This window comes from Pseudomonas sp., assembly GCF_035497915.1.
GTDB lineage: Bacteria > Pseudomonadota > Gammaproteobacteria > Pseudomonadales > Pseudomonadaceae > Serpens.
Window position 1 is genome coordinate 26,944 of the sequence record NZ_DATJCS010000004.1, and the last position, 26,522, is coordinate 53,465.

Here is a 26,522-nt window from a genome sequence, read left to right on the forward strand (position 1 = left end):
GGCAGACACCTGACGGCAATGAAATCAGGACAGGAGGCAGCATGTGCGGAGGCGTCGAAATTGCGGGCCGATACACCAACACCGGCCAGCCCGTGCGGGTGTACTTCCCGAATCCGAAAGCCGCGCTGCCGGTGCTTCTGGCGGATGGAAGCGTCGAGAGGGTCGCCTGGGGCCGGCGCGGGGAGCAGCCAGGCAAGCTGCCGGCGACAGGATGGGCACGTGTAGATTCGATCACGTCGGGGAAATGGGCACGCTACCAGCCGCGAGAGGTTCGGGTACCGGCGAAGCGGTTCATGGAGAAGGATCCGGCCAAGCAGTCGCACTGGTTTGATCTACTGCCTGGCCAAACGATCGAGGGGCTGTTGCTCGAAGCGCAAGAAGAACGGCGGGTCTATGTGGTTACGTCAGATCCACCGGAAGGGCTGAAATGGGTGCATGATCGGTGGCCCAGCATTCAATAGCCCAAAAAACTTCCGGACACGCTGGTAACATTTTCCGCAATTTTAAGTGCCGTTAGCACTCGCAAGGCATGCTGCCGAGTTTCGAGGGCTAGCAAAATCAGAACCTGCGGCGCCATCTGATAACATTTTTTTCCATTCGAGCGAATACGCATCTCCCGAAACCGGATTATGAAAATCCAGAGGCCGAGCAGATCTGTCATCAGCTGGAAAAGGGATTGAGCTTCTATCAAGCGAAGTACCTCCTTGAGACTATGAGGATAGACAGGAGCGAGGTGCCTCTGTCCACAGTATGTGGCTTTAAACAGGCCGGCTGGCCCTCGCCTCAATACGGTGGGTTTTTGAATCCTTAGGGCAAAAAAACCCAGACGAAGCGGGCGCCGATACCTCTAGCTTGAATGGATACACTTACCGCCCAAGTTTGCGTGCTGCTGGCTGGCGGCAGCTTCGAGTGGTTTGCTTGGGCCGGCCTAGAGGGCAGCCGGGCCAGCTGCCGGCTCGGCACGGATGGACTCGGTCACTGTGGAGAAATGGGCACGCTAACAGCAGCGAGAGGTTTGGGTACCCGCGGAGCGTTTTATGGAGAAGGACCCGGCCAGGCAGTCGCACTGGTGATCTGCTGCCGTGCCAGGCGATGGAGGGGTTGTTGCTGGAAACGGAAGAGGATCGGCGGATCCATGTGGTCACGTCAGATCCACCGGAGGTGCTGGAATAGGTACCTGATCGATGTGCGAAACTTGAGAACGATGCACGCAAAAATGGGGCTAGGCAGGGATGCACGAATAAATTTCTGAATTATAAGCGAGCGAGCCCAACTCTAAGATTCACCAAGTGAGCGCGAAAATTTCTTTTATCCACAAAGGGGGAAGGCGGGAAATATTGCAGCCCCTCTTTAATAACTGGTGAATACAGCTTCAAACGGGATCCTCCAAAGACCTTTTCACCCAAATAATTAAGGGAGTGCAAGGCAACCCTATAACGAGCTATCGACATATCCAAATCACTCAAAAGCTCCTCGGTATGATAATAAAGCCTAACCAAAGCATCTAGATCGCCGTACTTCAAAACATCACTCTCACTACTTTTATCGAAAACGAAATTTTCAAGACTAGCCAACAAATCCTGCCTAGCACGAGCTCTTTCTTCAAACTTCAACATTAGGGATATATAAACTTCTTCCGCGCTTAAAAAATGCATGGCCACTGCGCCATTTTTATATTTACCATCCAGCCTGACCAAATCACCCAAGGCCGCTCTAGGCTCTCTCTTAACATCGAGCGGCTGAATTATATGCAACAGCCTATACTTAAGATTGGCGCTTTCTTGCATAAAATCCTTAAACCCCTCCAAAGCTGTCAACTTATAGTGAGTAGAAAGCACTATTTCGTTATATGAATTTGCATTTTCCTGCAACTCTTTCCGGAGGCCAACCAAATACTGGAGATAGAAAACGACAAATCCACCAATAAAGGTACCGAGCGCAGCAGATAGAAGCTCGTGGGCACCCACCTCAAAAATATCTTTAGCATCGAAAAACGAAATAAACGCCAAGGCAAATACAGATGTCATGAAGAAACCAAGCAATGCACCGATAAAAACAAAGAAATTCATACACACCCTTGTTGAAGAGAGACCCCGGCACTTACCGCCAGGGAGTAATACTTATCTTTTCAATAACTTTATTGCATCAATAAGTCGATGGGAATCGGCGTCTTGCCCTCCTCCATGCGCTTCTGTTGCAAGTGCGTGCGGCCCGCCTTGAGGGGCAGTTCGTGCAACTGCAGTCCGAGGCGTTCGCGCTCTTCGCGCAGGCGGGCGCCGAAGATGTAGTCGTCGTCGATGGGGTTTTATGCAATCTCCTTGCAGGCCCGATCAGCAGGGCAGTTCGCCTGTTTCCAGGATCCACACCAGCTCGTCTTCCGAGACGATGAATGCTCCCGCCTCGCGGGCGGCTTCGACCTTGCTAGGCCCGGCGTTGGCACCAACACACAGGAAGGAAAGGAACGGGCTTTTGGACCGCATAACTCGCAGCCCATTGGCCTCCGCCCATATCTCTAGGCGTTGACGATCAGCGGCTTTGAATCCGGTAAAGAGAATTTTGGGACGATCGTCCGCTTGCGCTTTGGGGGCCGGGACGGGCGCGGGTGGCGCCTGATCGAACAGAAGCTGGTCGGCGCCTTCCAGGTACTCGTTCACCCGATCTTTACGGAAGGTGCGCGGTAGCGTGTCGGTTTCGTTGCGCCCCTGAATGTAAACAGTGTTTTCATTCCATCGAGTCAGCGTCCGCTCTCTCGTTTCACCAGACGCACTGGTATAGATAAACCGAAGTATCCCTTCTGCCATTCCAGACCTCAGCCCAGCAGCCCGAAGCGGGCCTTGAGAAATCCGCCCGCCAACAGCTCGCCCTGCTCTTCTTCAGTTAGAAGCAAATTGGCATCGGCGTAATCGGGCAGCGCAAGAAAGCGCCCTTCCAGGAGAAACGGGATCGGCCCAGACAGCCCGGCAAGGGGGCCAACCGTCAGCGGGCTGCGCGGCGGTGTGCCGTTCAGGTAGATCGCGAGCTGGTAATAGCTGGCGCCGTCGGTAGGAAGCTCGACGGCCTTGATGCGCAGCTCCCGCCAGTGGTCGTTCGGCGCAGCTTTGGCGATGGTCTTGAGGAGGGAGACGGTGAGCTTCTTGGAGCGCTTTGCGACAGGCTGTTCGTGAAGCACGTTGAACAGCCAGTACAACCCCTGGGTCGTGAAGGTGTAGTGGGAGCCGTAGATGTCGGTTTCTACGTTGATGCCGCGTAGGCCCAGTCCATGTACTTCATTGGACGATAGTGAGGGCATGTCTCACGTTCCTTGTGTGTTCCTGATGGGAACAGATCATGCCAGCCTTTTGATATCAGCGACAACGGCCTCAAGCTCCTGGAGGCGCTGCTCAAGGGCTTTCAGCCGTTTCTTTTCCTCAGCAGCGCTCTGTATCTCTCGCTGGGCGTCCTCATCCAGGGCGCGGTACAGCTCCAGGATTGCCTGCTCACGGGGGTTCGCAGGCTCGGATGATGCGGCGGTGGCCTGCGCGCTTTGGCCGCGCAGCATCGGACCCTCGCCTGTCAGCAGCCAGTCAATCGAAATTCCCAATTGGGACCCAAGGGTGATCAGTGCATCAGGCCGTGGCTCTCGATGACCACCGGCCCAGTTCTGAAGGGAGCTGTAGGAGATTCCGCAGCGATCTGCGGCCTGTTTCAGGCTTAGCCCAAGCGCATCAACTGCTTCTCTAATTCGCTTTCCAATTCCCATATGGGAAAATTCCTCTTGACGAATCCCATTTGGGAATCTAAGGTGCGTCGCATTGGGAACATATTAGCCAAGCGAGACCCTTGGAACCATGAATAAGCGCCAGATCCAAGCCCGACTTATTGAGCAAGGCCTCAGTTTTCGTCAGTTTGCGCTGACCAAAGGTTACGAGCCGCGCACGGTCACCCAGACGGTCGAACGCTGGGCCGGCTCTGAAACCCTGCCCAATGGGCGCATCGCCTTCTCTGTCATGCGCGACCTCTCGACTCAGATCGGCGTGGAGCTGATCCCCGGTCTGCTTGATCACCCCTTCGCCAAGGCCTGCTGAACCTAGCCCTTGGCCATTACCGGGAAAACGAGAAGATGAAGCGCCCGATCCTTGAAACCCGCCGCCAGGTCATGAGCGCCGTGGTGTGTGCCTACCCCGGCGGCCGCGAGTGCGCCGCCGCCCGCCTGGGCCTGCCGCTCAAGCGCCTGGACAACCAGGTGTACGAGAACGCCGGCGCCCAGCCGCTGAGCGATGCCCAGCTGCTGCAGCTGGAACAGACCACCGGCACCACCCACCTGCCCGACTACATCTGCTCCCTGTACGGCGGCGTGTTCGTGCCCATGCCCGAGCGCGGCGAGCTGGACAACGTGGAGCTGTTCGAGCGCAGCCTGAAAACCCAGGCCAAGCGCGGCACGGTGGACCAGCTGATCGTTAAAGCTTTGGACGATGGCCTGATCGACGAGGCCGAGCTGGCCGCAATCCTTGCCGCCCACCGGGTACACATTGCGGCGCGGCATTCCGAAATCGGCGCCGTGATCACCCTGCACCGCAAACAGAACGACCAATAAATCCGGCGCCAAGGCGCCCCTGTTTTACCGGCCCGGCCGGAGCCGTTGGGGAGAGCAGTTTGAGTACCTACAAGCTCGTATGCCCGCATTGCCACGGGCGCATGCGGATCAGGACCAGCGATGGTCAACACATATTCCTGCGCATCGCCTACCTGCAGTGCACCAATGAGGCGTGCGGCTGGTCGGTGCGGGCCGAGTTCCAGATGACCCACGAGCTCAGCCCCTCCGGCATGGCCAACCCGACCGTGCGCCTGCCGGTGGCGCCCACCACCCTGCGCCGGCAAGCCATGAAGCGGGACGACAAACAGCAACTGGACCTGATCGACACACTGGAGGCCGCCCATGGATAACCACAACGACTACCAGGAGCAGATGACCGAAGCGGCCCGCCAGTTCGTGGCCCGCCACCGCGACGAACACCTGGGCAACGACCAGCAGTTGTTCGAGCGCACCACGGACTACCTGGTGACCTCGCTGGACGTGCCGGCCTTCATGGCACCGCGCCTGGCGCATCTGGCCATGAGCCCAGCCCCGGACGAGCCCGTCGCCGAGCACTGAGACAGCGCCACCGCTTAACCCGAACCCCTTGAGCCCATGCCCGCCTTTCCGTGGGCAGGGGATTGCTACGCCCGAAATTCAGGTGCAACCCATGAGCAGTACGCAAATCACCGTTTCAATCCAGCTCTCGCCTACCCAGGCCGAGGCCTACCTGTCCTGGGTGGTTCGTCAGTACGAACTGGCCATGACCGAGGTCTGGTATTCCGACCGCTACCGCAACGTGCCGGAAGGCCTGCGCGGCCAGGCCGTGCTGCGCGACCACCCCTATATCGCCGGACTGAACCGCACGGCGCGCGAGCTGCGCAGGCAGGTGGCGGCATGAAGTCCATGGACAACACCATCCGCGCCGAGGTGCTGCGCCGGCTGGAGAGCGACTACGGTCTGCGCCCGGCCAGCGGCACCCAGTACCTGCGCAAGGGCGAATGCCCGGCCTGCGGCAAGCGCGAGCTGTATTCTCGCCAGGACGAGCCCTGGTTCATCAAATGCGGCCGCGAGAGCAAGTGCGGCCAGCAGTGGCACGTGAAGGAAATCTACGAGGACCTGTTCGACGACTGGAGCAAGCGCGTCCCGTCCACCGAGCAGGACCCCAAGGCCACGGCCATGGCCTACCTGCAGTTCGCCCGCGGCTTCGACCTGGGCCTGATTGGTGGCTGGTTCACCCAGGAGAACTACTGGGACCGCCAGACCAGCGCCGGCAGCGCCACGGTGCGCTTCACCCTGGAGCACGGCGGATACTGGGAGCGCCTGATCGACCGGCCGCACCGCTTCGGCAAGATGAAGGCGCGTTTCGCCCCCGGCCAGAGCCCACGCGGCTACTGGTGGTGCCCGCCCTGTGTGGATCTGCTGACCGTGGACGAGCTGTGGATCGTCGAGGGGATCTTCGACTGCATCGCCCTGCTCCACCACGGCATCGACGCCGTGTCGGCCATGAGCAGCGCCTACTACCCGGAGGAATCGCTCAAGGCCCTGGTGCGGCAACGGGCCGACGCCGGCCAGAAGCTGCCGAAGCTGATCTGGGCGCTGGACAACGAGCCGGGCGCGCACCGCTTCACCCGCAAGCACGCCCGTCTGGCCCGCGAGCTGGGATTTCACTGCGAGGCCGCGCAGATCCCCCAGCGCGACCGCAAGGTGGACTGGAACGACCTGCACCAGCGCTGGCAGTTCATCGACGACGCCACCAAGCGCGCCGAAAAGATCGAGCGCGATCTCAACGAGTCCCGCTATCACGGCTCGCTGCTGCTGGCCGAGTCCGCCGTCGAGAAGGGCGTGCTGATGTATGAATGGATGCCGCGCCACGAATTTCACTTCGGGTTCGAGAACCGCCTGTACTGGTTCAAGCTCGACCTGGAGAAGCTGAACAAGGCGGTGCAGGCGCTGCGCGATAGCGACCATTCCGAAGACCGCTGCCTCACCGATCGGCAGCTGCGCGACAAGGCCCTGCGCCAGTGTGGCGCGGTGGTGGAGATCGCCAACTGCTACCCGCAGGCGCTGTACTTCCAGCGCAACGAGATCACCGACGAGTCGTGGTACTACTTCCGCATTGATTTCCCTCACGACGCGCCACCGGTGCGCAACACCTTCACGGGTGGCCAGGTGGCGGCGGCCTCCGAGTTCAAGAAGCGGCTGCTGGGCATGGCCGCCGGCGCGGTGTTCACCGGCTCGGGCTCGCAGCTGGACCGCATCATGAAGGAGCAGCTGTACAGCCTGAAGACGGTCGAAACCATCGACTTCATCGGCTACAGCAAGAACCACGGCGCCTACGTGTTCGGCGACCTGGCCGTGCGCGGTGGCATCGTCGAGAAGGCCAACGACGAGGACTACTTCGAGTTCGGCAAGCTGCGCCTCAAGACGCTGCAGAAGTCGATTCGCCTGGAGCTGGCCCTGTCCGACGAGGGCTACCGCCGCGAGTGGCTGGACTGGCTGTGGACCTGCTTTGGCGCCAAGGGCGTCATCGCGCTGGCCTTCTGGTTCGGCTCGCTGTTCGCCGAACAGATCCGCGCGGAGTTTCAGTCCTTCCCGTTCCTGGAAGTGACCGGCGAGGCCGGCGCGGGCAAGTCCACCCTGCTGATGTTCCTGTGGAAGCTGTTCGGCCGCCCGGACGAGGAAGGCAAGGACCCCTCGAAGATGTCCAAGGCCGGTCTGCGCCGCTGGCTCGCCCAGGTGAGCGGCATGCCGCTGGTGATGCTGGAAGCCGACCGCAGCGACGTGGCCGGCAGCGGCCACGGCAAGGCGTTCGACTGGGACGAGTTCAAGCCCATGTTCAACGGCGGCTCGCTGGGCGTGACCGGCGTGAAGACTGCCGGCAACGAAACCCACGAGCCGCCCTTCCGGGGCACGCTGGTGATGAGCCAGAACGCGGCGGTGCAGGCCTCCGAGGCGATCATGACGCGGATCGTGAAGCTGCACTTCGTGCGCCCCGAGGTCACCAGCACCAGTCGCGCGGCGGCGGACAACCTCAACCACCTGGGCGCCCGCGACGTTTCCCACTTCCTGCTGATGGCGGTGAAGAAGGAAGGCGCCGTCCTGGAGCTGTTCCGCGAGCGGGTGAAGGTCCACGAGACGACCCTGCGCGGCCTGCAGCAGATCCGCGTGGAACGGATCATCAAGAACCACGCGCAGATGATGGCGCTGGTGGATGCCCTGCGCCTGATCGTGCCCCTCACCGACCACCAGCTGGCCAGCGTGCAGCAGACGCTGATGGGCATGGCCCTGGAGCGGCAGGCGGCGATCAACGCCGACCACCCGCAGGTGGCCGAGTTCTGGGAGGTGTACGAGTACCTGGAATCGCTCGGCGACGGCCCGATGGTGAACCACAGCAAGAAGGACGAGCTGATCGCCATCAACCTCAACGAGTTCTGCGAGCGCGCCGCCGAGCACCGCCAGAAGCTGGCCGACGTGAACACCCTGCGCGACCTGCTGCGCGAGAGCCGCCGCCACAAGCTGATCGAGGCCAACAAGAGCGTGGACAGCGCCGTGCGCGCCCACTGGAACCAGAAGAACCCCCTGAGCCCGCGCTGCACCACGGTGAAGTGCTGGGTATTCAAGAAGTGAACCCCGGGCGCGGCAACGCCCGGCCCAACTACCCAAGGAGAAGCACCATGTTGAATCCGAAACTCCAGGAAGCCTTCGACAAGCTGTTCGTCGAACAGGGCGACCGCCCCAAGCGCCGCAAGGACGGCCTGCAAGCCCTGCAGCGACTGATCCCGGTCGGTCTGGACGACACCGGCCAGAGCCGCGTGATCGGTCGCTTCCTGCTCGGCCTGTGGAACGGCTGCGCTTACCCCTTCGACCTTACCGAGCTGCGCGGATTGGACAGCGAGCTGTACGCCGACTGCCTGGCCGTGCTGCAGCTGGACCGCCTCTGCGAGCGCGAGGTGCACGAGTTCATCAAGGGCGGCTGGGCCGTGTGGGACCAGCTGCGCAAGCGCTACCACTGACCGTCACGCCCTGGAGCGGCAACTCCGGGGCCGACCTACCCAAGGAGAAACACCATGAACCGATTACTGAACCGCTTTTCCGGCTGGATCGCCCAGGGCCTCGGCCTGGGTGGACTGGTGGCAGCCGCCAACTACGTGCCCGATCTGCTGATGCTGTTCGCGCGCTGAGGTGGCCACCATGCACTCCCCTACCCAACGCGTCCTGTGGATGGTGCTGGCCGTTGCGCTGGCCGGCGTGACGATCGTGTCCGTCGGCATGGCCATGTTCGCGCTGATCGACGATCCCCGGCGCGCCGGCCTGTTCGCATGGGCTGCGGTGTTCCTGGACGTGTTCAAGTACCTCGCGTGGCCGCTGGCTCTGTCGATGCTCAGACTCGGCCGGTATGTGATCGCAGTGCTGCTGATGGGCTGCGCGCTGGTTCTGGGCGGCGTTTCCGGCTGGGCCACTTATGACCTGGTGATGTCCTCGATGCTCGCCGGTCGCGCCCAGCATCAGGCGATCCAGGAGCAGCGCATCACCGACATCGAGGTCGCGCGCCGTGACGATCAGGCCCGCATAGCCGCGCTGGATGCCGAGGCCCGCTCCGTCCTGGAACAGGCTGATGCCCTACGCGAACGCGGCATGGCCAGCCCGGCACGGGCGCTGCAGTCCTCGGAAATGCGCCGGCTGGACGAGCAGCGGGAACAGGCACGGGCACGGCTGGAGGCCAGCTCCCAGGAGCTGACCGCGCTGCGCTCGCAGCCGGGCAAGGCGGCCAGCCTGACGGCACTGCAGGCAATCCTGCTCTGCCTGGGTTTTGCGGCGGCGCTGGAGATCGTTCCCGCGCTGATTCTGGCCTCGCTGCGCGCCTCTGGGCGTGCTCCCGAGCTGCCGGAGCAGGTCGAGGAAGGCAACGGCGAGCACGGCGAAAACGCCCTGCTGGGCGAGCTGCTGGCCATCGTCGGGAAGCTGGAACCGGGCACCCGCTACGGCACCCGCGATTTCGCCAAGGCGCTGCGCATCGGCAACAGCCGCGCGGTGGCGGCATTCGGTCTCGCGCTTGAGCGCGGGGCCATACGAAAAACGCCCGCCGGCTACGTGGTCGCGTAATCGGCAGGCGTTCGAGAGAAGTGGCGCGGGGAGCGGCAACTCCCCGACGCCGAACCTACCCAAGGAGAAACACCATGAATCAACCCAAGGTAAGCGGCGCCAAGGCTAACACAGCCGGCACCGTGGAAATCATCGCTCGGTTCACCACCGGCACCTACGTGGCCAGGGCAGTCGGCCGCAAATGCTCGGCCAGCAACACCATCGGCGCCCGCCAGGCCGCCGAGGCGGTTTGCGCCAAGCTCGGGCTGGACGCGGCAATGCTCCAGGAACAGCCGGACCTGCTGGGCAAGGAGCAGTCGCTGTTCGTGCATCCGGGGGTGGTGGTATGAACATGCGCACCCGTCCCCCGATGGCCAGCAAGCGGCTGGACCTGCCCTATATCTGCGACATCTGCGGCAACGCCCGTTCGACCGGCAAGCATGCCCGCTGCAGCAAGCTGCGCCAGAAGCGCAAGGACGCCACCTGGGCGGCGATCATGGCCGAGCAGGAAGCGGTGCGCCGCCTGAACAAGGAGGCTCGCCGTGGTTAATCAGCACGCTGCAATCCCTGCGGCCGCTCGCGCCACCGCCCTGCTGGGCGCCGCGCTGTGTCAGCACCGCATCCAGCGTACCCCGGAGCAGCGCGCCCGCGTGCAGGCCCTGGCCGAAATGGCCCGGGCTCTGGGCGCGATCAGCGATGCCGACTGGCAACTGGTGCGGGGGTGCCTGCAATGACCAGCCATCACAAGCCCGTGGAAATGGCCTCCCTCTCCCGCCGCTGTGGGAAAGGGGTCTGGGAATTGCTGATCTACGCCACCGACCACGCCTGGCAAATCAGCCTGACCCGAGGTGGCCACCTGCGTTTCACCAAGCCCGGCCGTGGCCCGGTGTTCACCAGCAGCACGCCGAGCGACCACCGCGCCTTTCTCAACGCCCTGGCCATGCTGCGCCGCGCCGATCGCTCGGCACCGCTGCAGCTGACCGCGGACGAGGAGGCGAAGCTCGGCCAGGCCGAGGCCGGCTGGCAGCGGGCAATGCGTGAACCGCAGTCCACGTGGGAGCGGGTGGATCTGGAGTTCGAGGGCAGCGGCCAGGCGCCGATGTGTCTGTGAGGCGGCGCTAGAAAGCGTGCCGACTGGTTCTAGGGCGCCCCTCGGGGCGCCTTTTCTCGTGGGGCATAGACTGCCCCACCCTTCTTTTTCGGGCTGTTTCCATGAGCAAATACGAAGGCGTCGAAGTGCGCGGCAACTCCGTCCGCGTGTACTTCCGCTACCAGGGCGAGCTGTGCCGCGAGCCCGTTCCCGGCGCGGCAACGCCGGAGAATCTGGCCCATGCCGAGCGGCTGGTGGGTCTGATCAACCATGAGATCCGGCACGGCACGTTCAGCTACGCGCGGCATTTCCCCGATTCGCCCCGGGTCACCTCCAACACCTTGGGGCATTACATCGACCTGTGGCTGGGCATCAAGCGCAACGAGCTGGCCCCCTCGGGTTTCCGCGTCTACAAGGGCCGCGCCGAGCGGTATATCCGGCCGCGCTGGGGCGCATTCCAGGCGGATCGCATCGACCACCTGGACCTGCAGGTGTGGGTTCAGACCGAGCTGATGCCGGTGCTGCACAACAAGACGGTGCGGGAGATCGTAGGGCTGCTGCGGCAAATCTTCTTGCTGTACCGGATGCGCAACCGCGTGGCGCACGACCCCACCGAGGGGCTACGGGTGCTGCTGCCGGACCCGGACGATCCCGATCCATTTGACCGGCGCGAGATCGCGGCGATCCTGGGCACACCGACCGAGCGCGAGCAGGAGCGCAACCTGGCGCAGTTCATGATCTGGGCGGGGCCTCGGGTCTCCGAGGCGATTGCGCTGGCCTGGGAGGACGTGGTGGACCTGGAGGCGGGCATCGTGCGCCTGCAGCGCTCGCAGGTGCGCGGGCACTACAAGGCCACCAAGACGCGTCGCTCCGTTCGCGAGGTGAAGCTGCTGCGCCCGGCGCGGGAGGCGCTGCAGGCGCAGGCGCCGTACACCCGCGACCTGCCGCCGGTGGCGGTACCGGTGACCGAGCGCGACAACAAGACGGTGCGGGTGCGGCAGCTGCGGTTCGTGTTTCACAACAGCAGCACCGGCGCGGCGCACACCAGCTCGGACATGTTGCTCAAGGGCTGGTGGCGGCCGCATCTCAAGGCCGCTGGCGTGCGCTATCGCGGCCCGAACAACTGCCGGCATACGTTCGCCAGCCAGTCGCTCAGCACCGGCGCGGTGCCGCTGGAGTGGATCGCGGACCAGATGGGCCACACGTCCACGGACATGATCCGCAAGCACTACGGCAAGTGGATCAGCGAGGACGGTCCGGACTTCGCCGGCATCCTGGAACATGCGCTGCAGCTGTAGCCCTGCCCTGCTCACAAGGCGGCCACGACCACCCGGTCTGGCCGCCTTTTTCATGCCCGCTCGGCACCGCCCGGGCAGGCGCTGTTCCCATATTCGTTCCCAGCGGCGGAAGATTTGAAAAATATCCTTATAAATCAATATGTTAGGAGCGCAACGCGGAGGGTTCGAGTCTCTCCGTCCGCACCATCCTTCCTCATCCCCACCTTCCGCTGCCCGCTAAAGCCCATCCCCTCCAACGATAATGCTCCGATTATCCGCCTCGAGGCTTGCGCATCCGCTTTTCGCTTGCTATTTATTTCGCACACGAAATAAATCTTTTGCCGACATGAAACGACAACCCCGCTTTATCTACCTACTGAACAGCTGCCAACGACGCCTGCAACAATGCATCGCCCTGCACGGAAACGGCCTCAGCTCCGCGCAAGGCGGCGTGCTCTTCCTGCTGGAGCGAGAGGATGGTTCGTTGATGGGCCGCCTTGCCCAGCAACTGGATCTGGCTCCCTCGGCCGTTTCCGGACTGATTGACCGCATGCAGAAGTCCGGGCTGGTGGTACGCCGCCCCTGCTCCGAGGACGGTAGAGCTCAGCGTGTCTGGCTTACCGACGGCGGGCGAGAGCAGCTTCCCACCCTGAAGGCACAGGTGAAATCCATCAACGGCTTGCTTCAGGAAGGTTTCTCCCGAGACGAACTGGAAATCGTCGAACGCTGGCTGCAACAGGTTCACGATCGTCTCGTCCCGCCAACACAATCGTGAGGTATGACATGGAGTCCATAGTAATCACATGCGCCGACGGCTATTGCCTCAAGGGCACCTTTTTCGAGGCTCCCCGGCACGGGAGTCGCGCGTGCGTGCTGATCTGCCCGGCAACAGCTGTTCCGCAGACCTTTTACTTCAAGTTCTGCGCCTGGCTGGCCAGCCAGGGGTATGACGTGCTGGTCTTCGACTATCGCGGCATTGGCCAGTCACTGGAAGGTGACCTGCGCGATTGCGAGGTTTCGTTGCAGCAGTGGGGTGAACTGGACCAGGTCGCCGCGCTCGACTGGCTGCTGGAGAAAACCGGACATCCCCAGGCACTGATGATCGGACACAGCGCCGGCGGCCAGATGATGGGCCTACTGCCCAATCACCGGAAAATCGCCCGCGTCGTCAGCGTTGCCGGGTCGACCGGCTACTTCGGTGGCATGCCTGCCCCGAAACGGCTGATAGCCACCCTGGTGATGAAGGCCTATCTGCCGATCAGCGTGCATCTGTTCAGGTATGCGCGCACCAAATCCATCGGCCTGGGCGAGGACCTTCCCCGCAGGGTTGCCCTGCAGTGGCGCGACTGGTGCAACCGCCCGGGTTACGTGCTGAATGGGATAGGAAACACCATCGATCAGGATTACCACGCGGAGTTCCGCGCCCCGATTACCCTGGTGCATGCGCTGGACGACTGGATTGCCACACCCGCAAACGTGACTGATCTGTTGCGTCTCTACCCGAATGCGCAGAGCGAAGTGATTCGACTGGATCCCAAGGCGTTCGGCTATAAAACCATCGGCCACATCGACATGTTCCGCAGTTCACGGCACAAAGTCTGGCCGATCATTCAACAGGCGCTGCAGGCCGCCTGAAGCAGGCAGGCCGCTCGGGCGAGCGGCCTGCCTGGAACGCACTAGTCGACCAAACGCCAGGTCGTCCCGCCCTTGCCATCCTCCAGCACCACGCCCATGGCGGTGAGCTGATCGCGAATCCGGTCGGACTCGGCCCAGTTCTTCTCGACGCGAGCCTGCAGGCGAGCGGCGATCAGCGCCTCCACTTCCGCGGCATCCACCTTTCCTTCAGCGCCGGCCTGCAAAAAGGCGTCCGGCTCCAGTTGCAGAACGCCAAGCAAACCGGCCAGAGCCTTGAGACGTGCAGCCAGACCCGCTGCGGCCTGCACATCGATCTCGCGCAGACGGTTGACCTCACGAACCATCTCGAACAACACCGCACAGGCTTCCGGGGTATTGAAGTCGTCATCCATGGCCGCGACAAAGCGCTCCTCGAAGGCCTCGCCACCGTGAACCGCCGCCTCGGGCAACCCTTTCAGGCCGTTATAGAAGCGCTCCAGCGCGCCCTTGGCCTCGCGCAGACTGTCCTCGGAATAGTTGATCGGGCTGCGGTAGTGGCTAGACACCAACAGGTAGCGCACCACTTCCGGGGAGTACTTTTCCAGCACCTCGCGAATGGTGAAGAAATTGCCCAGGCTCTTGGACATCTTCTCGCCATCCACGCGCACCGCACCGGCATGCATCCAGGCATTGGCGTAGGGCTTGCCGGTGGCCGCCTCGCTCTGCGCGATCTCGTTTTCATGGTGCGGGAACACCAGGTCGGGACCACCACCGTGGATGTCGAAGGTTTCACCCAGGCAGCAGGTGGACATCACCGAACACTCGATGTGCCAACCGGGACGCCCAGCGCCCCAGGGCGACTGCCAGCTCGGCTCGCCGGGCTTGGCGCCCTTCCACAGCACGAAATCCAACGGGTCTTCCTTGGCCTCGTCCACTTCGATGCGCGCACCGATCTTCAGGTCTTCGATCTTGCGGCGCGACAGTTTGCCGTAACCCTCGAACTTGCCGACCCGGTAGTACACGTCGCCGTTGCCCGGCGCGTAGGCATAGCCCTTGTCGATCAGCGTCTGGATCATCCGGAACATGCCGTCGATGTGCCGAGTCGCCCGCGGCTCGATATCCGGGCGCAGCACACACAGGCGCGCCTCATCCTCGTGCATCGCGGCGATCATACGCTCGACCAGTGTCTCGAACGGCTCGCCGTTCTCGTTGGCACGGCGGATGATCTTGTCGTCGATATCGGTAATGTTGCGCACATAGGTCACGTCATAGCCGCGATGCCGCAGCCAGCGACTGACCACATCAAACGCCACCATTACCCGTGCATGACCGATATGGCAGAAGTCGTACACGGTCATGCCGCACACGTACATGCGCACCTGATTGTCGACCAGCGGCTTGAATGGCTCCTTGGTCTTGCTCAGGGTGTTGTAGATCGACAGCGCCATATCAGGCTCCCCAGGAATCGCGCAGCGTCACGGTGCGGTTGAAGACCGGCGCATCCGGAGTGGAGTCTCGGCGATCCACGCAGAAGTAGCCTTCGCGCTCGAACTGGAAACGCTCCTCCGCCACGGCACTGGCCAGCGACGGCTCGGCGCGGCAGCCCTTGAGCACCACCAGCGACTCCGGATTGATGTTGTCCAGGAAGCTGCCGCCCTCCTCGGTTTTCTCCGGATTGGCCGAGCGGAACAGGCGGTCGTACAGGCGCACCTCGCACTCCACGCTCTCGGCGGCCGGCACCCAGTGAATCACGCCCTTGACCTTGCGGCCTTCGGGGTTCTTGCCCAGGGTGTTCTCGTCGTAGCTACAACGCAGCTCGATGATGTTGCCCTCGGCATCCTTGATCGCCTCGTCGGCACGGATCACGTAGCTGCCACGCAGACGCACCTCACCGCCCGGGATCAGGCGCTTGTAGCCGGCCGGCGGCACTTCCTCGAAATCGCTGGCGTCGATGTAGATCTCGCGGGAGAACGGCAGCACGCGCATGCCCATGTCCAGTTTGGGATGGCGCGGCAGTTCCAGGTTTTCGACCTGGCCTTCCGGGTAGTTGGTAATCACGACCTTCAGCGGCTTGAGCACACACATGGCGCGCGCGGCGTTGGCGTCCAAGTCTTCGCGAATGGCGAATTCCAGCATGCCGATGTCCACCAGGCCGCCGGCGCGGTTGACGCCGATCATGTCGCAGAAGTTGCGGATCGAGGCCGGGGTGTAGCCACGGCGGCGGAAGCCGGACAGCGTGGACATGCGCGGGTCGTCCCAGCCATTCACGTGGCCTTCATCGACCAGTTGCTTGAGCTTGCGCTTGCTGGTGATGGTGTAGTTCAGGTTCAGGCGCGCGAATTCGTACTGGCGCGGCTTGGCCGGCACCGGCAGGTTGTCCAGGAACCACTCGTAGAGCGGGCGGTGATCCTCGAACTCCAGGGTGCAGATCGAATGGGTGATGCCCTCGATGGCGTCCGACTGGCCGTGGGTGAAGTCGTAGCTCGGGTAGATGCACCACTTGTCACCGGTCTGGTGGTGGTGGGCATGACGGATGCGATAGAGGATCGGATCGCGCAGGTTCATGTTCGGCGAGGCCATATCGATCTTCGCGCGCAGCGCGCGGGCGCCATCCGCGAATTCACCGGCCTTCATGCGCCCGAACAGATCGAGGTTCTCCTCCACCGAGCGATCGCGGAACGGGCTGTTCCTGCCCGGCTCGGTCAGGTTGCCTCGGTATTCCCGGGCCTCGTCGGGGGACAGGTCGCACACATAGGCCTTGCCGGCCTTGATCAGATGAATCGCCCAGTCATGCAGCTGCTCGAAGTAGTCCGAGGCGTAATGCTCCTCGCCGGCCCACTGGAAGCCCAGCCAGCGCACGTCTTCCTTGATCGCATCGATGTATTCCTGGTCTTCCTTGGCCGGGTTGGTGTCGTCGAAGCGCAGATTGCACTGGCCGCCGAACTCCTGCGCCAGGCCGAAATTCAGACAGATCGACTTGGCATGGCCGATATGCAGGTAACCATTGGGCTCCGGCGGGAAGCGGGTCACGATCGTGCTGTGCTTGCCGCTGTCCAGGTCGGCCTGAACGATGGGACGGAGAAAATTCGCGGCGGCGGGAATCTCGGGCTTGCTCATGGGATCCTTGGACTGACTGCTGCACGGCCCCGGGTAGGCCGAGCAAAATAAACGCCGTATCATAGCCGAGCTGACATACAGCCGACAGACCTTACTCCCCCGCAACAGAGAGCCCTTGTCATGATCAAGCTGCATACCAATCACGGCGTCATCACCCTGCAACTGTTCGCCGACAAGGCGCCGGAAACCGTGGCCAATTTCATCCAGTACGTGAAGGACGGCCACTACGACAACACCATCTTCCACCGTGTGATCAGCAACTTCATGATCCAGGGCGGCGGCTTCGAGCCCGGCATGAAGCAGAAGACCACTCGCGCCCCGATCAAGAACGAAGCCAACAACGGCCTCTCCAACAAGGCCGGCACCATTGCCATGGCGCGCACCATGGAACCGCACTCGGCGTCCGCGCAGTTCTTCATCAACGTGAAGGACAACGACTTTCTCGACCACACTGCCCCGACCGTACAGGGCTGGGGCTACACGGTGTTCGGCGAAGTGGTCGAAGGCATGGACGTGGTCAACAAGATCAAGGGCGTGCCGACCACCATGCGCGGCGGCCACCAGGACGTGCCGGCTGACGACGTAATCATCGAGCGTGCCGAAGTCATCGAATGATCCTGCTGATCTCCGATCTGCATCTTGAAGAGGAACGCCCGGACATCACCCGGGCGTTTCTGCGTTTTCTGCAGGAACGCGCGGTGCGGGCCGATGCGCTGTACATCCTCGGCGACTTCTTCGAGGTGTGGATCGGCGACGACGGCATGACGCCCTTCCAGCACCAGATCGCCGCCGCCCTGCGGCAACTGAGCGAGACCGGCACGCATGTCTTCCTGATGCATGGCAACCGCGACTTCCTGATCGGCCGGGCGTTCTGCCGCGAGGCCGGCTGCACGCTGCTCAAGGACCCCAGCGTCGTCGCGCTGGAAGGCGAACGCGTGCTGCTGATGCACGGCGACAGCCTGTGCACCGCCGACGAGGCCTACATGCGCATGCGCCGCATCCTGCGCAACCCGCTGGTGCTGTTCATCCTGCGTCACCTGCCGCTGGGCAAGCGCCGGCAACTGGCGCGCAAACTACGCAATGAAAGCCGCGCGCAGACCCGCATGAAAGCCGCCGAGATCACCGACGTGACACCCGCGGAAGTGGAGCGGGTCATGCGCGAGCACCGGGTGCACACGCTGATCCATGGGCATACCCATCGCCCCGACGTGCATTCACTCTCGGTCAATGGGCAGAGCCTTCAACGCATCGTGCTGGGTGACTGGGACAAGCAGGGCTGGGCCCTGCAGATCGACGACCACGGCCTGGTGCAGACACCCTTCCCGCTGGAGGCGTAACACCCGCAAGCTCACCCTTGCGCGGGCACGCCGCTGTGAAAGCGGAACTCCGCGTCGGGGCTTTCGATCAGTTCCCGTTCCAGCTCACGGAAGCGCTCGACCGAGCGATCCACGTCCGCTTGGTCGCCGAACAGATAGGCGAACTTCAGATAGTTCTGGTAGTGCCGTGATTCGGATGCCAGCAGCCCGGCATAGAACTTGGCCAGTTCCTCGTCCAGGTGCGGCACCAGCGCCTCGAAACGCTCGCAGCTGCGCGCCTCGATGTAGGCGCCGACCACCAGGGTGTCGATCAGCTTGTGCGGCTCGGAGGTGCGCACACCGGCGCGCAGCCCGGAGGCATAACGGCTAGCCGACAGCGGACGCACGTCGATCTTGCGCTTCTTGAGGATGCGCAGCACCTGCTCATGGTGAACCAGCTCCTCGCGGGCCAGCCGGGACATGTAGTTGACCAGATCCAGGCGCTGGTTGTACTTGGCGATCAGGCTCAGCGCGGTCGAAGCGGCCTTGAACTCGCAGTTCTTGTGATCGATCAGCAGGATGTCCTGATGTCGCAGCGCCACCGCCACCCAGGCGTCCGGCGTACGGCAACCCAGAAAGTCATGGATTTCCGGCAGGTTCATAGCGACCTCCCGCTCAGCAGGCGCAAGACGTTGTGCGGGGCTGGAAAAGCAGGGGCCAGGAATCGATTCGGTGACATGCGGCTCGGCTCGAACACGAAAACGCGGCATTATACGGCCGCATGCCCGCCCAGCCAGCGCCCGCGCTTGACTCAGGTCATCCGCGACGCACCAGGGGGCGGCTACAGTTCAGCCAGGCACATCGAAAGGAGCACACATATGCAAGCGATCCGCAGCATTCTGGTCGTCATCCAGCCCGATCTTCCGGAACAGCTCGCGCTGAAACGTGCCCGGCTGATTGCCGGTGTCACCCAATCGCACTTGCATCTGCTCGTGTGTGCCGAAGCCAACCAGGACCACAGCGCGCTGCTGGACGGACTGGCCGAGGAGCTGGCCGCGGAGGGCTTCTCCTGCTCGGCGCAGCAAGCCTGGCAGGAAAGCCCGCACCAGACGGTGATCGCCGCGCAACAGAGCGAAGGCTGCACCCTGGTCATCAAGCAGCACCGCCGCGACAGCCTGCTGAAAAAGGCCTTTCTCACCCCGGAAGACTGGAAGCTGCTGCGCTACTGCCCCTGTCCGGTGCTGATGGTCAAGAGCGACGAACCCTGGACCGGCCGCGCCATCCTCGCCGCAGTGGATGTCGGCAACTCCGACAGCGAACACCAGACCTTGCACACCGGCATCGTCAGCCATGCCAGCGACATCGCCCACCTGTGCCAGGGCGAATTGCATGTGTTGAGCGCCCACCCCTCCCCCATGCTGTCGGCGGCGGATCCGACCTTCCAGCTCAAGGAAACCATCGAACGGCGCTACCGTGAGGCCTGCCGCAGGTTCCAGGACGAGTACGAAATCGACGACAACCGGCTGCATATCCAGGAAGGCCCGGCCGACGTGCTGATTCCCAAGACCGCTCACCAGCTCAACGCGGCTGTCACCGTGATCGGCACCGTGGCCCGTACCGGCCTGGCCGGAGCGCTGATGGGCAACACCGCCGAAGTGGTGCTGGACTCCCTGGAAAGCGACGTGCTGATCCTCAAGCCGGAAGACATCATCCAGCACCTGGAAACCCTGCTGCAGCGCTGAAGAACTCAGGCCTGACTACCGGTTTCCCGCCGGTAGCAGGCCTCGGATAGCGCGAAGAATTCCACATCGATCGCATCGCGTACGGCCGGCAGCGTCCACTCGACCAATGCCGGCCGCAGCGCCAGCCCGTATGCATCCAGGCGGCGAATGTGCCGGGCGCCATGGGCCAACAGCTGATAGGCCCAGCAATAGGGCGACAAGTGCGGCACAAAGCGAATCTGCCGCCGCTCCAACTGGTGACGCAGCAACTGCGTATCCACAATCGCCAGCTTGTCCTCCATGACCTGCACCAGCAGCCGCTCCAGCCTCAACCAGACCTGCGCCTTGCGCGCCTCGTCATAGCCGTTCCAGTCGACGATCTCATGCAGGAAGCGCTTGCAACCCCGGCACACCAGATCACCGAACACCGTGGAGCAGCGTCCGACACAGGGGGTGGGCAACGGGAAATCGGACATGCGACGGGCAGGATTTGCGGCTTGCGGGGCGGGCATCTTAGCCCTTTGTCTAAGCCGGGTCACCCCGGCTTGTAGTGGCTGCGCGACTTACTTTCACGGCGACTTTCCAGTAGAATCAGCGCGCCGTTTTTGGCATCACCAACCGCCGGAAGCTGTTTTCAAAGCGTCACGAGCACAGTCGATCCGAGCGGGACGAGAAAGCTTCATCGCAGTGGCATCCCCGCTCCGTCCCCCTTGGCGTCAAACTTTGAAAGCAGCTTCTTGAGGGGAAATCTCGCAGCCCCGGCGAAACCGCCCATAAAGCGGTGGAGTGCAGGCTCGAGGTTCCCGGGATGAGTGTCCCGGCCCATGGGACCACTGATGAGGTAATAACTGTGCTTGAAGCCTACCGCAAACACGTAGCAGAGCGCGCCGCCCAAGGCGTCGTGCCTCAGCCGCTGAACGCCGAACAAACCGCAGGCCTGGTCGAGCTGCTGAAGAACCCGCCGGCTGGCGAAGAAGCCTTTCTGGTTGACCTGATCACCAACCGCGTTCCCGCAGGCGTCGACGAAGCCGCCTACGTCAAGGCCGGTTTCCTGTCCGCCGTCGCCAAGGGCGAAGCCAAGTCCCCGCTGATCAGCAAGCAGCGCGCGGTTGAACTGCTGGGCACCATGCAGGGCGGCTACAACATCGCCACCCTGGTCGAGCTGCTGGACGATGCCGAGCTGGCCAACGTGACCGCCGAACAGCTGAAGCACACCCTGCTGATGTTCGACGCCTTCCACGATGTCGCCGAGCGCGCCAAGAAGGGCAACGCCGCCGCCAAGGCCGTGCTGCAGTCCTGGGCCGAAGGCGAATGGTTCCAGAACCGCCCGGCACTGGCTGAGAAGATCACCCTCTCCGTGTTCAAGGTCACCGGCGAAACCAACACCGACGACCTGTCCCCGGCTCCGGATGCCTGGTCGCGCCCGGACATCCCGCTGCACGCTCTGGCCATGCTGAAGATGGCCCGCGACGGCATCAACCCGGACGTTCCCGGCTCGGTCGGCCCCATCAAGCAGATGGAAGCGCTGAAGGCCAAGGGCTTCCCGGTTGCCTACGTCGGCGACGTGGTCGGTACCGGTTCTTCGCGCAAGTCCGCCACCAACTCCGTGCTGTGGTTCTTCGGTGACGACATCCCGAACGTGCCGAACAAGCGCGCCGGTGGTTTCTGCTTCGGCACCAAGATCGCCCCGATCTTCTACAACACCATGGAAGACGCCGGCGCCCTGCCGATCGAATTCGACTGCACCAACCTGGCCATGGGCGACGTCATCGACGTGTACCCGTACAAGGGTGAAGTGCGTCGTCACGACAGCAACGAGCTGGTCACCAGCTTCCAGCTGAAGACCGACGTGCTGCTGGACGAAGTCCGCGCCGGCGGCCGTATCCCGCTGATCATCGGCCGTGGCCTGACCGAGAAGGCCCGCGCCGAGCTGGGTCTGGCTCCGTCCACCCTGTTCAAGAAGCCGGAAGCGCCGGCTGACAGCGGCAAGGGCTTCACCCTCGCCCAGAAGATGGTCGGCCGTGCCTGCGGTCTGCCGGAAGGCCAGGGCGTGCGTCCGGGCACCTACTGCGAACCGAAGATGACCACCGTCGGCTCCCAGGACACCACCGGCCCGATGACCCGCGACGAGCTGAAGGACCTGGCTTGCCTGGGCTTCTCCGCCGACCTGGTGATGCAGTCCTTCTGCCACACCGCCGCCTATCCGAAGCCCATCGACGTCAACACCCACCACACCCTGCCGGACTTCATCATGAACCGTGGCGGTGTGTCCCTGCGTCCGGGTGACGGCATCATCCACAGCTGGCTGAACCGCATGCTGCTGCCCGACACCGTCGGCACCGGTGGCGACTCCCACACCCGCTTCCCGATCGGCATCTCCTTCCCGGCCGGTTCCGGCCTGGTGGCCTTCGCCGCCGCCACCGGCGTCATGCCGCTGGACATGCCGGAATCCGTGCTGGTGCGCTTCAAGGGCAAGATGCAGCCCGGTATCACCCTGCGTGACCTGGTGCATGCCATCCCCTACTACGCCATTCAGGCTGGCCTGCTGACTGTCGAGAAGAAGGGCAAGAAGAACATCTTCTCCGGCCGCATCCTGGAAATCGAAGGCCTGACCGGTCTGACCGTCGAGCAAGCCTTCGAACTGTCCGACGCCTCCGCCGAGCGTTCGGCTGCCGGTTGCACCATCAAGCTGCCGGAAGACTCGATCGCCGAGTACCTGAAGTCCAACATCACCCTGCTGCGCTGGATGATCGGCGAAGGCTACGGCGATGCCCGCACCCTGGAGCGTCGCGCCCAGGCGATGGAAGCCTGGCTGGCCAAGCCGCAACTGCTGGAAGCCGACAAGGACGCCGAGTACGCCGCCGTGATCGAAATCGATCTGGCCGAGATCAAGGAGCCGGTCCTGTGCGCCCCGAACGACCCGGACGACGCTCGCCTGCTGTCCACCGTTCAAGGCCGCAAGATCGATGAAGTGTTCATCGGTTCCTGCATGACCAACATCGGTCACTTCCGCGCCGCCGGCAAGCTGCTGGACAAGGTCAAGGGTGGCATTCCGACCCGTCTGTGGCTGGCTCCGCCGACCAAGATGGACGCACACCAGCTGACCGAAGAAGGCTACTACGGCATCTACGGCAAGGCTGGCGCGCGCATGGAAATGCCGGGCTGCTCGCTGTGCATGGGTAACCAGGCTCGCGTACAGACCGGTTCGACCGTGGTCTCCACCTCGACCCGTAACTTCCCGAACCGTCTGGGCGACGCCACCGACGTATTCCTGGCCTCCGCCGAACTGGCGGCGGTCGCTTCGATTCTCGGCAAGCTGCCGACCGTCGAGGAATACATGGCCTACGCGAAGGACATCGACAGCATGGCTGCCGACGTCTACCGCTACCTGAGCTTCGACCAGATCGCCGAGTTCCGCGAAGCCGCGGCCAACGCGAAGATCCCGGTCGTTCAGGCCTAAGCCTTAGCCGGTAATACAAAGGGCCCGTGTCGCAAGACACGGGCCCTTTTGTTTGCAGAGCAAACGAAGCATCGCATCGCGGCTAAAGCCGCTCCCACAAAAGCGGTTTTCCGCCGAACCTGTAGGAGCGACTTCAGTCGCGATCTTTTGGCTGCAAGAAATAAACCCCTGACGCACAGGCATGAAAAAGCCCCGCCAAAGCGAGGCTCTTAACCGCTACATGCCAACTAGTAGTAAGCGTTCTCGCGATTGCTATGGTCAGTGATATCCCGTACGCCCTTCAGCTCCGGAATACGCTCCATCAGCGTCTTCTCCACGCCATCCTTCAGGGTGGTGTCGACCATGCCGCAGCCCTGGCAGCCGCCGCCGAACTGCAGCACGGCGATGCCCTCTTCCACGATGTCCACCAGGCTGATGTTACCGCCGTGGCTGGCCAGGCCGGGGTTGATCTCGGTCTGCAGGTAATAGTTGATGCGCTCGTTGAGCGGACTGTCCTCGTTGATCATCGGCACCTTGGCATTCGGTGCCTTGATGGTCAGCTGGCCGCCCATGCGGTCGGTGGCGTAGTCCACCACTGCGTCCTCCAGGAAGGGCTCGCTCATCGCGTCGATCCAGGCGGTGAAACTGGCCAGCGCCAGCGCGGTGTCTTCGGCCTTCTGCTCGCCCGGCTTGCAATAGGCGATGCAGGTCTCTGCATAGGGAGTGCCCGGCTGGGTGATGAAGACGCGGATACCGATGCCGGGGGTGTTCTGCTTCTCGAGCAGCTCGGCCAGGTATTTTTCAGCGGATTCGGTGATGATGATGGCGCTCATGACAACTCCTCGCGAACATGCGGCGCAGTGTACGCCAAAGGTTGACGGCGGTTAAGTCCCAGCATTCGAGTCGGATTTACAGATTCCGGTAGCGGTTCATGTCCAGCACCCCCGCCTCGCGTGACTCATGCTCGCGCAGGTAGGCGCTCAGGTCGTGGAAATAGTCCCAGAACGCCGGATGGCTGCGCCGAATGCCCCAGCGCGCGGCGATGCCCTCAAGAGCCTGATCGCTGTCGACCTGTTCCAGCGCCGCCACGAAGGCCGGCACATCCTGCACAGGCAACGAGAACAGGAAGTTGGGATAGCTGCCCAGCAGGCCCGGATAGATGGTGAGACTGTCCTTCTCGGGCTGGTAGCGCAACGATTCGCCGAGCATGAAGGCCACATTGCTGTGCGCGCGGTTGCGCAGCAGCGTGTAAAGCACCCGCGAGCCATCCGGCAGCGACACCCGCAGCAGCGAAACATCCGGCAACTGGTGGATCACCGCCAACTCGGCGGCCGGCCGCGCCGCCAGCCGGCTCAGGGCCTGCTCGGCGTCGCGCAACGCCGGCGGGGCTTCGGCGCGCGCGCAGGCGCCAGCTACGCAACGGTTCAGCGAATCCTCCGGCACCGCGTTGACGGACCCAAAACGCTCGAACAGCCCGGAAGCAAACGCCGGCAGCGCGGCGTCTTCCGACAGACCCAGCCCACTGGGCGTGCGGGTATCCACGCCGGTATAGGTCAGCCACAGCTTCAGCTGCCCGCCGCCCTCGTACCAGCTGTCGAGCAGCGCCTGACGCGAATCCGCCGGCAGCAGGCGCAGGAAATTGAGCTCCGCGCCGTTGCGGATCAGGTCGAAATACAGCCGGGTCTGCGCCTGGTGCGAGACATTGCCGAACACGTCGAAATTGACCACCAACTGGTAATAGGTACGCTCCAGCAGCGGGTAGTCCATCCACCACAGGGTCTGCGGCACCGCGCCGATCAGCCCCTTGCGTACCGAGGCGCTGTCGTGATGGCGAAACACCGTCAGCAAGGCGTTGTCGTTGCCGCGCCAGATCTGCGACCAATCCGTCGCCAGGTCGCTGTAGCGATCGCGGCGCAGCTCCTCGTACTGGTTGCGCTTGTCGCGGTAGGCGCGCCACACGCCCCAGAGGTCGCCGAGGTTGTCGAGCTGGCCGGGCATGGCCAGCAGCGGCGTCGCCTGACGACGGTAATCCGCGTCGGCGATGTACTGGTCATGCTGCGGATCCTGAAAGAACACCCAGAACTGATCGCGGATCACGTCGGTGGCGATCTGTCCGCGACACACCGGTCCGCGGATAAAGGTGCGCACGAAATACTCGGCGTTATCCAGCATGAACTGGTAGCGCGCCCGGGCCGGAATCGCCTGGAAGGTCTCGAAGGGATTGGCGCGCCGACCCACGCCGTAGCCCGGCAGCTGCTCAAGGTCCCAGTCCTCGGCGAAGAACAGCGCCTTCACCCGCGCCAGCCTGGCCGCGCCGAGCGGATAGGTGAGGTGCGTCTTGTGCACGATCACGTCCGTCACCGGGCGCAGGCGGTAATAGACGTCGGTGCCCGGATCGTCGTTGGGGCGGCGCGTGGCGATCGGATCGATCGGCTGCCCGCTCGGCGTGCGCGAACGCACCAGCGTGTAGAAATGCCCCGGTTCGCCGCCCTCGAAATACAGATGCGCAAGGAACAGGTGCTCGTACAGCCAGCGGCCGACCAGCTGTTCGCGCAGGCTGTCGCCGTTGAGGAAGCCTTCCCAGTCGGCGATCTGCGCACGTTCGGTTGCGCTGGGCTCCAGGGTCCGGCTGTCCAGCGGCGCGCCCTGCGCCAGCCAGCGCTGCAGGGTGGCATGCTCGTCCTCGCTCAGCCCGGTCACTGCGAATGGCATGCCGCCATGCGGATTGGCCTTGGCGTAGGCAGCGAACTCGTCCGGCAATGGGCACTGGTTGTCACGATAGATGCCGATATCCAGCGCATCGGGCAGCCGGGCATTGGGCACCAGCGGCTGGCTGCGGCCCAGCTCCAGCATCCGCGTCATCAGCGCCGCCTGAGCGGACGACCCCTCCAGCACCGAATAAAAGCCCTTGCGCCGCCAGGCGGCCTCGCCCTGGGCATCGAGAAACAATCGCGTGGTTTCCTGCGCCTGGGTGCGGGTGCCGTTGTACAGCGGGGTCTTGTGCGCGCCGCGCTCGACCCCTTCGCCACTGCCCAGATTGAGCTGGCAGGGCGAGTCATAGCAGGCGTGGCAGGCCACGCACTTAGCGGTGAAGATCGGTTGGATATCCCGCTGATAGGACAGCGGCTCGGCCATTGCCAGGGGACTCAGCACCAGCGCGGCAACAGCAAGGACTGCACGACGGACCACGGCGGCGCTCCTCAAGAATGGCCCGGCATTCTATCCGGAACGGTTGCCGCCCGCCGCAACATGAGCCGTGCTCATGCACAACCGCGCCCATCTCAAGCCCCGTGCGGCTTTGTTATCATGCGCGCACTTTTGTCACACCCTCT

General features: G+C 63.2%; 29 protein-coding genes and 1 pseudogene. 20 read left to right on the forward strand and 10 right to left on the reverse strand.

Going from position 1 to position 26,522, the window contains the following annotated elements; all coding sequences use genetic code 11:
• Positions 1–41 precede the first annotated feature (41 nt).
• Positions 42–461, forward strand: coding sequence for a hypothetical protein (locus tag VL129_RS00960; RefSeq protein ID WP_325409136.1), 420 nt, complete (start codon positions 42–44; stop codon positions 459–461).
• A gap of 792 nt (positions 462–1,253) precedes the next feature.
• On the opposite strand, the gene VL129_RS00965 is transcribed toward VL129_RS00960, so the two are convergent.
• The 4 genes from VL129_RS00965 to VL129_RS00980 all read right to left on the reverse strand — a co-directional run bounded on the left by VL129_RS00965 (position 1,254) and on the right by VL129_RS00980 (position 3,739).
• Positions 1,254–2,069, reverse strand: a complete 816-nt coding sequence (locus VL129_RS00965) for a hypothetical protein (protein WP_325409138.1) — start codon at positions 2,067–2,069, stop codon at positions 1,254–1,256.
• Positions 2,070–2,330: 261 nt separating this feature from the next.
• On the reverse strand, positions 2,331–2,801 hold the full coding sequence (locus VL129_RS00970; protein WP_325409140.1) for a BRCT domain-containing protein: 471 nt from the start codon (positions 2,799–2,801) through the stop codon (positions 2,331–2,333).
• 8 nt (positions 2,802–2,809) lie between these two features.
• Positions 2,810–3,289, reverse strand: coding sequence for a hypothetical protein (locus VL129_RS00975; RefSeq protein WP_325409142.1), 480 nt, complete (start codon positions 3,287–3,289; stop codon positions 2,810–2,812).
• Between the two features lie 36 nt (positions 3,290–3,325).
• Positions 3,326–3,739: a helix-turn-helix domain-containing protein gene (locus tag VL129_RS00980; RefSeq protein ID WP_052199793.1), complete on the reverse strand. Its 414-nt coding sequence runs from the start codon at positions 3,737–3,739 to the stop codon at positions 3,326–3,328.
• An 88-nt stretch (positions 3,740–3,827) separates the two neighbouring features.
• Here VL129_RS00980 and VL129_RS00985 point away from each other — a divergent pair, with 88 nt between their 5' ends.
• From VL129_RS00985 to VL129_RS01055, 15 genes and pseudogenes are all read left to right on the forward strand, one after another.
• Positions 3,828–4,064: a phage-associated protein, BcepMu gp16 family gene (locus tag VL129_RS00985; RefSeq protein ID WP_039605921.1), complete on the forward strand. Its 237-nt coding sequence runs from the start codon at positions 3,828–3,830 to the stop codon at positions 4,062–4,064.
• A gap of 35 nt (positions 4,065–4,099) precedes the next feature.
• Entirely contained in the window at positions 4,100–4,573 is a 474-nt protein-coding gene (locus tag VL129_RS00990; protein ID WP_325409147.1) for a YmfL family putative regulatory protein, read from the forward strand.
• A gap of 59 nt (positions 4,574–4,632) precedes the next feature.
• Positions 4,633–4,923, forward strand: a complete 291-nt coding sequence (locus VL129_RS00995) for an Ogr/Delta-like zinc finger protein (protein ID WP_325409149.1) — start codon at positions 4,633–4,635, stop codon at positions 4,921–4,923.
• Positions 4,916–5,131 (forward strand): hypothetical protein, encoded by a 216-nt coding sequence (locus VL129_RS01000; RefSeq protein ID WP_325409151.1) that lies wholly within the window; start codon positions 4,916–4,918, stop codon positions 5,129–5,131. Before VL129_RS00995 ends, VL129_RS01000 begins: the two co-directional genes overlap by 8 nt.
• A gap of 91 nt (positions 5,132–5,222) precedes the next feature.
• The gene (locus VL129_RS01005; RefSeq protein WP_325409153.1) at positions 5,223–5,453 is read left to right on the forward strand and encodes a hypothetical protein; all 231 of its coding nucleotides are present in this window, start codon (positions 5,223–5,225) and stop codon (positions 5,451–5,453) included.
• Positions 5,450–8,182 carry a toprim domain-containing protein gene (locus VL129_RS01010; RefSeq protein WP_325409155.1) on the forward strand — a complete coding sequence of 911 codons (2,733 nt, stop codon included), beginning with the start codon at positions 5,450–5,452 and terminating at the stop codon, positions 8,180–8,182. The genes VL129_RS01005 and VL129_RS01010 overlap by 4 nt, the downstream gene beginning before the upstream one ends.
• Positions 8,183–8,229: 47 nt before the next feature.
• A complete protein-coding gene (locus VL129_RS01015) occupies positions 8,230–8,568 on the forward strand; it encodes a DUF7673 family protein (protein ID WP_325409157.1) in 339 nt (112 codons plus the stop codon).
• Between the two features lie 178 nt (positions 8,569–8,746).
• Positions 8,747–9,658, forward strand: coding sequence for a hypothetical protein (locus VL129_RS01020; RefSeq protein WP_325409159.1), 912 nt, complete (start codon positions 8,747–8,749; stop codon positions 9,656–9,658).
• Between the two features lie 74 nt (positions 9,659–9,732).
• Positions 9,733–9,987, forward strand: coding sequence for a hypothetical protein (locus VL129_RS01025; protein ID WP_325409161.1), 255 nt, complete (start codon positions 9,733–9,735; stop codon positions 9,985–9,987).
• Positions 9,988–9,989: 2 nt separating this feature from the next.
• The gene (locus VL129_RS01030) at positions 9,990–10,187 is read left to right on the forward strand and encodes a hypothetical protein (protein WP_139182042.1); all 198 of its coding nucleotides are present in this window, start codon (positions 9,990–9,992) and stop codon (positions 10,185–10,187) included.
• Positions 10,180–10,371, forward strand: coding sequence for a hypothetical protein (locus tag VL129_RS01035; protein ID WP_039605915.1), 192 nt, complete (start codon positions 10,180–10,182; stop codon positions 10,369–10,371). The genes VL129_RS01030 and VL129_RS01035 overlap by 8 nt, the downstream gene beginning before the upstream one ends.
• A gap of 23 nt (positions 10,372–10,394) precedes the next feature.
• Positions 10,395–10,604: pseudogene (locus tag VL129_RS01040) on the forward strand (hypothetical protein); the annotation flags it as partial.
• A 245-nt stretch (positions 10,605–10,849) separates the two neighbouring features.
• Positions 10,850–12,025 (forward strand): Arm DNA-binding domain-containing protein, encoded by a 1,176-nt coding sequence (locus tag VL129_RS01045; protein ID WP_325409164.1) that lies wholly within the window; start codon positions 10,850–10,852, stop codon positions 12,023–12,025.
• A 466-nt stretch (positions 12,026–12,491) separates the two neighbouring features.
• A complete protein-coding gene (locus VL129_RS17075) occupies positions 12,492–12,779 on the forward strand; it encodes a MarR family winged helix-turn-helix transcriptional regulator (RefSeq protein ID WP_414705101.1) in 288 nt (95 codons plus the stop codon).
• Positions 12,780–12,874: 95 nt separating this feature from the next.
• Positions 12,875–13,639 carry an alpha/beta hydrolase family protein gene (locus VL129_RS01055; protein WP_325409168.1) on the forward strand — a complete coding sequence of 255 codons (765 nt, stop codon included), beginning with the start codon at positions 12,875–12,877 and terminating at the stop codon, positions 13,637–13,639.
• 41 nt (positions 13,640–13,680) lie between these two features.
• Here the strand turns inward: VL129_RS01055 and cysS are convergent, their stop codons facing one another.
• Both cysS and VL129_RS01065 read right to left on the reverse strand, forming a co-directional pair.
• A complete protein-coding gene (gene cysS, locus VL129_RS01060; RefSeq protein WP_325409170.1) occupies positions 13,681–15,066 on the reverse strand; it encodes a cysteine--tRNA ligase in 1,386 nt (461 codons plus the stop codon).
• Position 15,067: 1 nt separating this feature from the next.
• Positions 15,068–16,735, reverse strand: coding sequence for a glutamine--tRNA ligase/YqeY domain fusion protein (locus tag VL129_RS01065; RefSeq protein ID WP_325409172.1), 1,668 nt, complete (start codon positions 16,733–16,735; stop codon positions 15,068–15,070).
• Between the two features lie 120 nt (positions 16,736–16,855).
• Between VL129_RS01065 and VL129_RS01070 the strand changes: the two genes are divergently transcribed.
• Positions 16,856–17,350 carry a peptidylprolyl isomerase gene (locus tag VL129_RS01070; RefSeq protein WP_325409174.1) on the forward strand — a complete coding sequence of 165 codons (495 nt, stop codon included), beginning with the start codon at positions 16,856–16,858 and terminating at the stop codon, positions 17,348–17,350.
• The gene (lpxH, locus tag VL129_RS01075; protein ID WP_325409176.1) at positions 17,347–18,072 is read left to right on the forward strand and encodes a UDP-2,3-diacylglucosamine diphosphatase; all 726 of its coding nucleotides are present in this window, start codon (positions 17,347–17,349) and stop codon (positions 18,070–18,072) included. The genes VL129_RS01070 and lpxH overlap by 4 nt, the downstream gene beginning before the upstream one ends.
• 11 nt (positions 18,073–18,083) lie before the next feature.
• Here the strand turns inward: lpxH and VL129_RS01080 are convergent, their stop codons facing one another.
• The gene (locus tag VL129_RS01080) at positions 18,084–18,692 is read right to left on the reverse strand and encodes a MiaE family protein (protein ID WP_325409178.1); all 609 of its coding nucleotides are present in this window, start codon (positions 18,690–18,692) and stop codon (positions 18,084–18,086) included.
• A 216-nt stretch (positions 18,693–18,908) separates the two neighbouring features.
• Here VL129_RS01080 and VL129_RS01085 point away from each other — a divergent pair, with 216 nt between their 5' ends.
• Positions 18,909–19,772: a universal stress protein gene (locus tag VL129_RS01085; RefSeq protein ID WP_325409180.1), complete on the forward strand. Its 864-nt coding sequence runs from the start codon at positions 18,909–18,911 to the stop codon at positions 19,770–19,772.
• A gap of 5 nt (positions 19,773–19,777) precedes the next feature.
• On the opposite strand, the gene VL129_RS01090 is transcribed toward VL129_RS01085, so the two are convergent.
• A complete protein-coding gene (locus VL129_RS01090) occupies positions 19,778–20,227 on the reverse strand; it encodes a DUF1289 domain-containing protein (protein ID WP_325409182.1) in 450 nt (149 codons plus the stop codon).
• Between the two features lie 374 nt (positions 20,228–20,601).
• On the opposite strand from VL129_RS01090, the gene acnB reads away from it, so the two are divergent.
• Positions 20,602–23,211: a bifunctional aconitate hydratase 2/2-methylisocitrate dehydratase gene (gene acnB, locus VL129_RS01095; protein WP_325409184.1), complete on the forward strand. Its 2,610-nt coding sequence runs from the start codon at positions 20,602–20,604 to the stop codon at positions 23,209–23,211.
• 227 nt (positions 23,212–23,438) lie between these two features.
• Here acnB and nfuA read toward each other — a convergent pair whose 3' ends face one another.
• A complete protein-coding gene (nfuA, locus tag VL129_RS01100; protein WP_325409186.1) occupies positions 23,439–24,023 on the reverse strand; it encodes a Fe-S biogenesis protein NfuA in 585 nt (194 codons plus the stop codon).
• Between the two features lie 76 nt (positions 24,024–24,099).
• A complete protein-coding gene (locus tag VL129_RS01105; RefSeq protein ID WP_414705098.1) occupies positions 24,100–26,379 on the reverse strand; it encodes a fatty acid cis/trans isomerase in 2,280 nt (759 codons plus the stop codon).
• Positions 26,380–26,522: the final 143 nt, after the last annotated feature.

Coding starts and splice junctions, on each gene's coding strand:
- VL129_RS17075 (WP_414705101.1), top strand. CDS start 12,492: ATGGGCCGCCTTGCCCAGCAACTGGATCTGGCTCCCTCGGCCGTTTCC.
- VL129_RS01005 (WP_325409153.1), top strand. CDS start 5,223: ATGAGCAGTACGCAAATCACCGTTTCAATCCAGCTCTCGCCTACCCAG.
- VL129_RS00990 (WP_325409147.1), top strand. CDS start 4,100: ATGAAGCGCCCGATCCTTGAAACCCGCCGCCAGGTCATGAGCGCCGTG.
- VL129_RS01070 (WP_325409174.1), top strand. CDS start 16,856: ATGATCAAGCTGCATACCAATCACGGCGTCATCACCCTGCAACTGTTC.
- VL129_RS00965 (WP_325409138.1), bottom strand. CDS start 2,069: ATGAATTTCTTTGTTTTTATCGGTGCATTGCTTGGTTTCTTCATGACA.
- VL129_RS00975 (WP_325409142.1), bottom strand. CDS start 3,289: ATGCCCTCACTATCGTCCAATGAAGTACATGGACTGGGCCTACGCGGC.
- VL129_RS01080 (WP_325409178.1), bottom strand. CDS start 18,692: ATGAACCTGCCGGAAATCCATGACTTTCTGGGTTGCCGTACGCCGGAC.
- VL129_RS01000 (WP_325409151.1), top strand. CDS start 4,916: ATGGATAACCACAACGACTACCAGGAGCAGATGACCGAAGCGGCCCGC.
- VL129_RS01085 (WP_325409180.1), top strand. CDS start 18,909: ATGCAAGCGATCCGCAGCATTCTGGTCGTCATCCAGCCCGATCTTCCG.
- VL129_RS01090 (WP_325409182.1), bottom strand. CDS start 20,227: ATGTCCGATTTCCCGTTGCCCACCCCCTGTGTCGGACGCTGCTCCACG.
- VL129_RS01030 (WP_139182042.1), top strand. CDS start 9,990: ATGCGCACCCGTCCCCCGATGGCCAGCAAGCGGCTGGACCTGCCCTAT.
- VL129_RS01015 (WP_325409157.1), top strand. CDS start 8,230: ATGTTGAATCCGAAACTCCAGGAAGCCTTCGACAAGCTGTTCGTCGAA.
- VL129_RS00980 (WP_052199793.1), bottom strand. CDS start 3,739: ATGGGAATTGGAAAGCGAATTAGAGAAGCAGTTGATGCGCTTGGGCTA.
- VL129_RS01045 (WP_325409164.1), top strand. CDS start 10,850: ATGAGCAAATACGAAGGCGTCGAAGTGCGCGGCAACTCCGTCCGCGTG.
- cysS (WP_325409170.1), bottom strand. CDS start 15,066: ATGGCGCTGTCGATCTACAACACCCTGAGCAAGACCAAGGAGCCATTC.
- VL129_RS00960 (WP_325409136.1), top strand. CDS start 42: ATGTGCGGAGGCGTCGAAATTGCGGGCCGATACACCAACACCGGCCAG.
- nfuA (WP_325409186.1), bottom strand. CDS start 24,023: ATGAGCGCCATCATCATCACCGAATCCGCTGAAAAATACCTGGCCGAG.
- VL129_RS01010 (WP_325409155.1), top strand. CDS start 5,450: ATGAAGTCCATGGACAACACCATCCGCGCCGAGGTGCTGCGCCGGCTG.
- VL129_RS00970 (WP_325409140.1), bottom strand. CDS start 2,801: ATGGCAGAAGGGATACTTCGGTTTATCTATACCAGTGCGTCTGGTGAA.
- VL129_RS01020 (WP_325409159.1), top strand. CDS start 8,747: ATGCACTCCCCTACCCAACGCGTCCTGTGGATGGTGCTGGCCGTTGCG.
- VL129_RS00985 (WP_039605921.1), top strand. CDS start 3,828: ATGAATAAGCGCCAGATCCAAGCCCGACTTATTGAGCAAGGCCTCAGT.
- VL129_RS01025 (WP_325409161.1), top strand. CDS start 9,733: ATGAATCAACCCAAGGTAAGCGGCGCCAAGGCTAACACAGCCGGCACC.
- VL129_RS01065 (WP_325409172.1), bottom strand. CDS start 16,735: ATGAGCAAGCCCGAGATTCCCGCCGCCGCGAATTTTCTCCGTCCCATC.
- lpxH (WP_325409176.1), top strand. CDS start 17,347: ATGATCCTGCTGATCTCCGATCTGCATCTTGAAGAGGAACGCCCGGAC.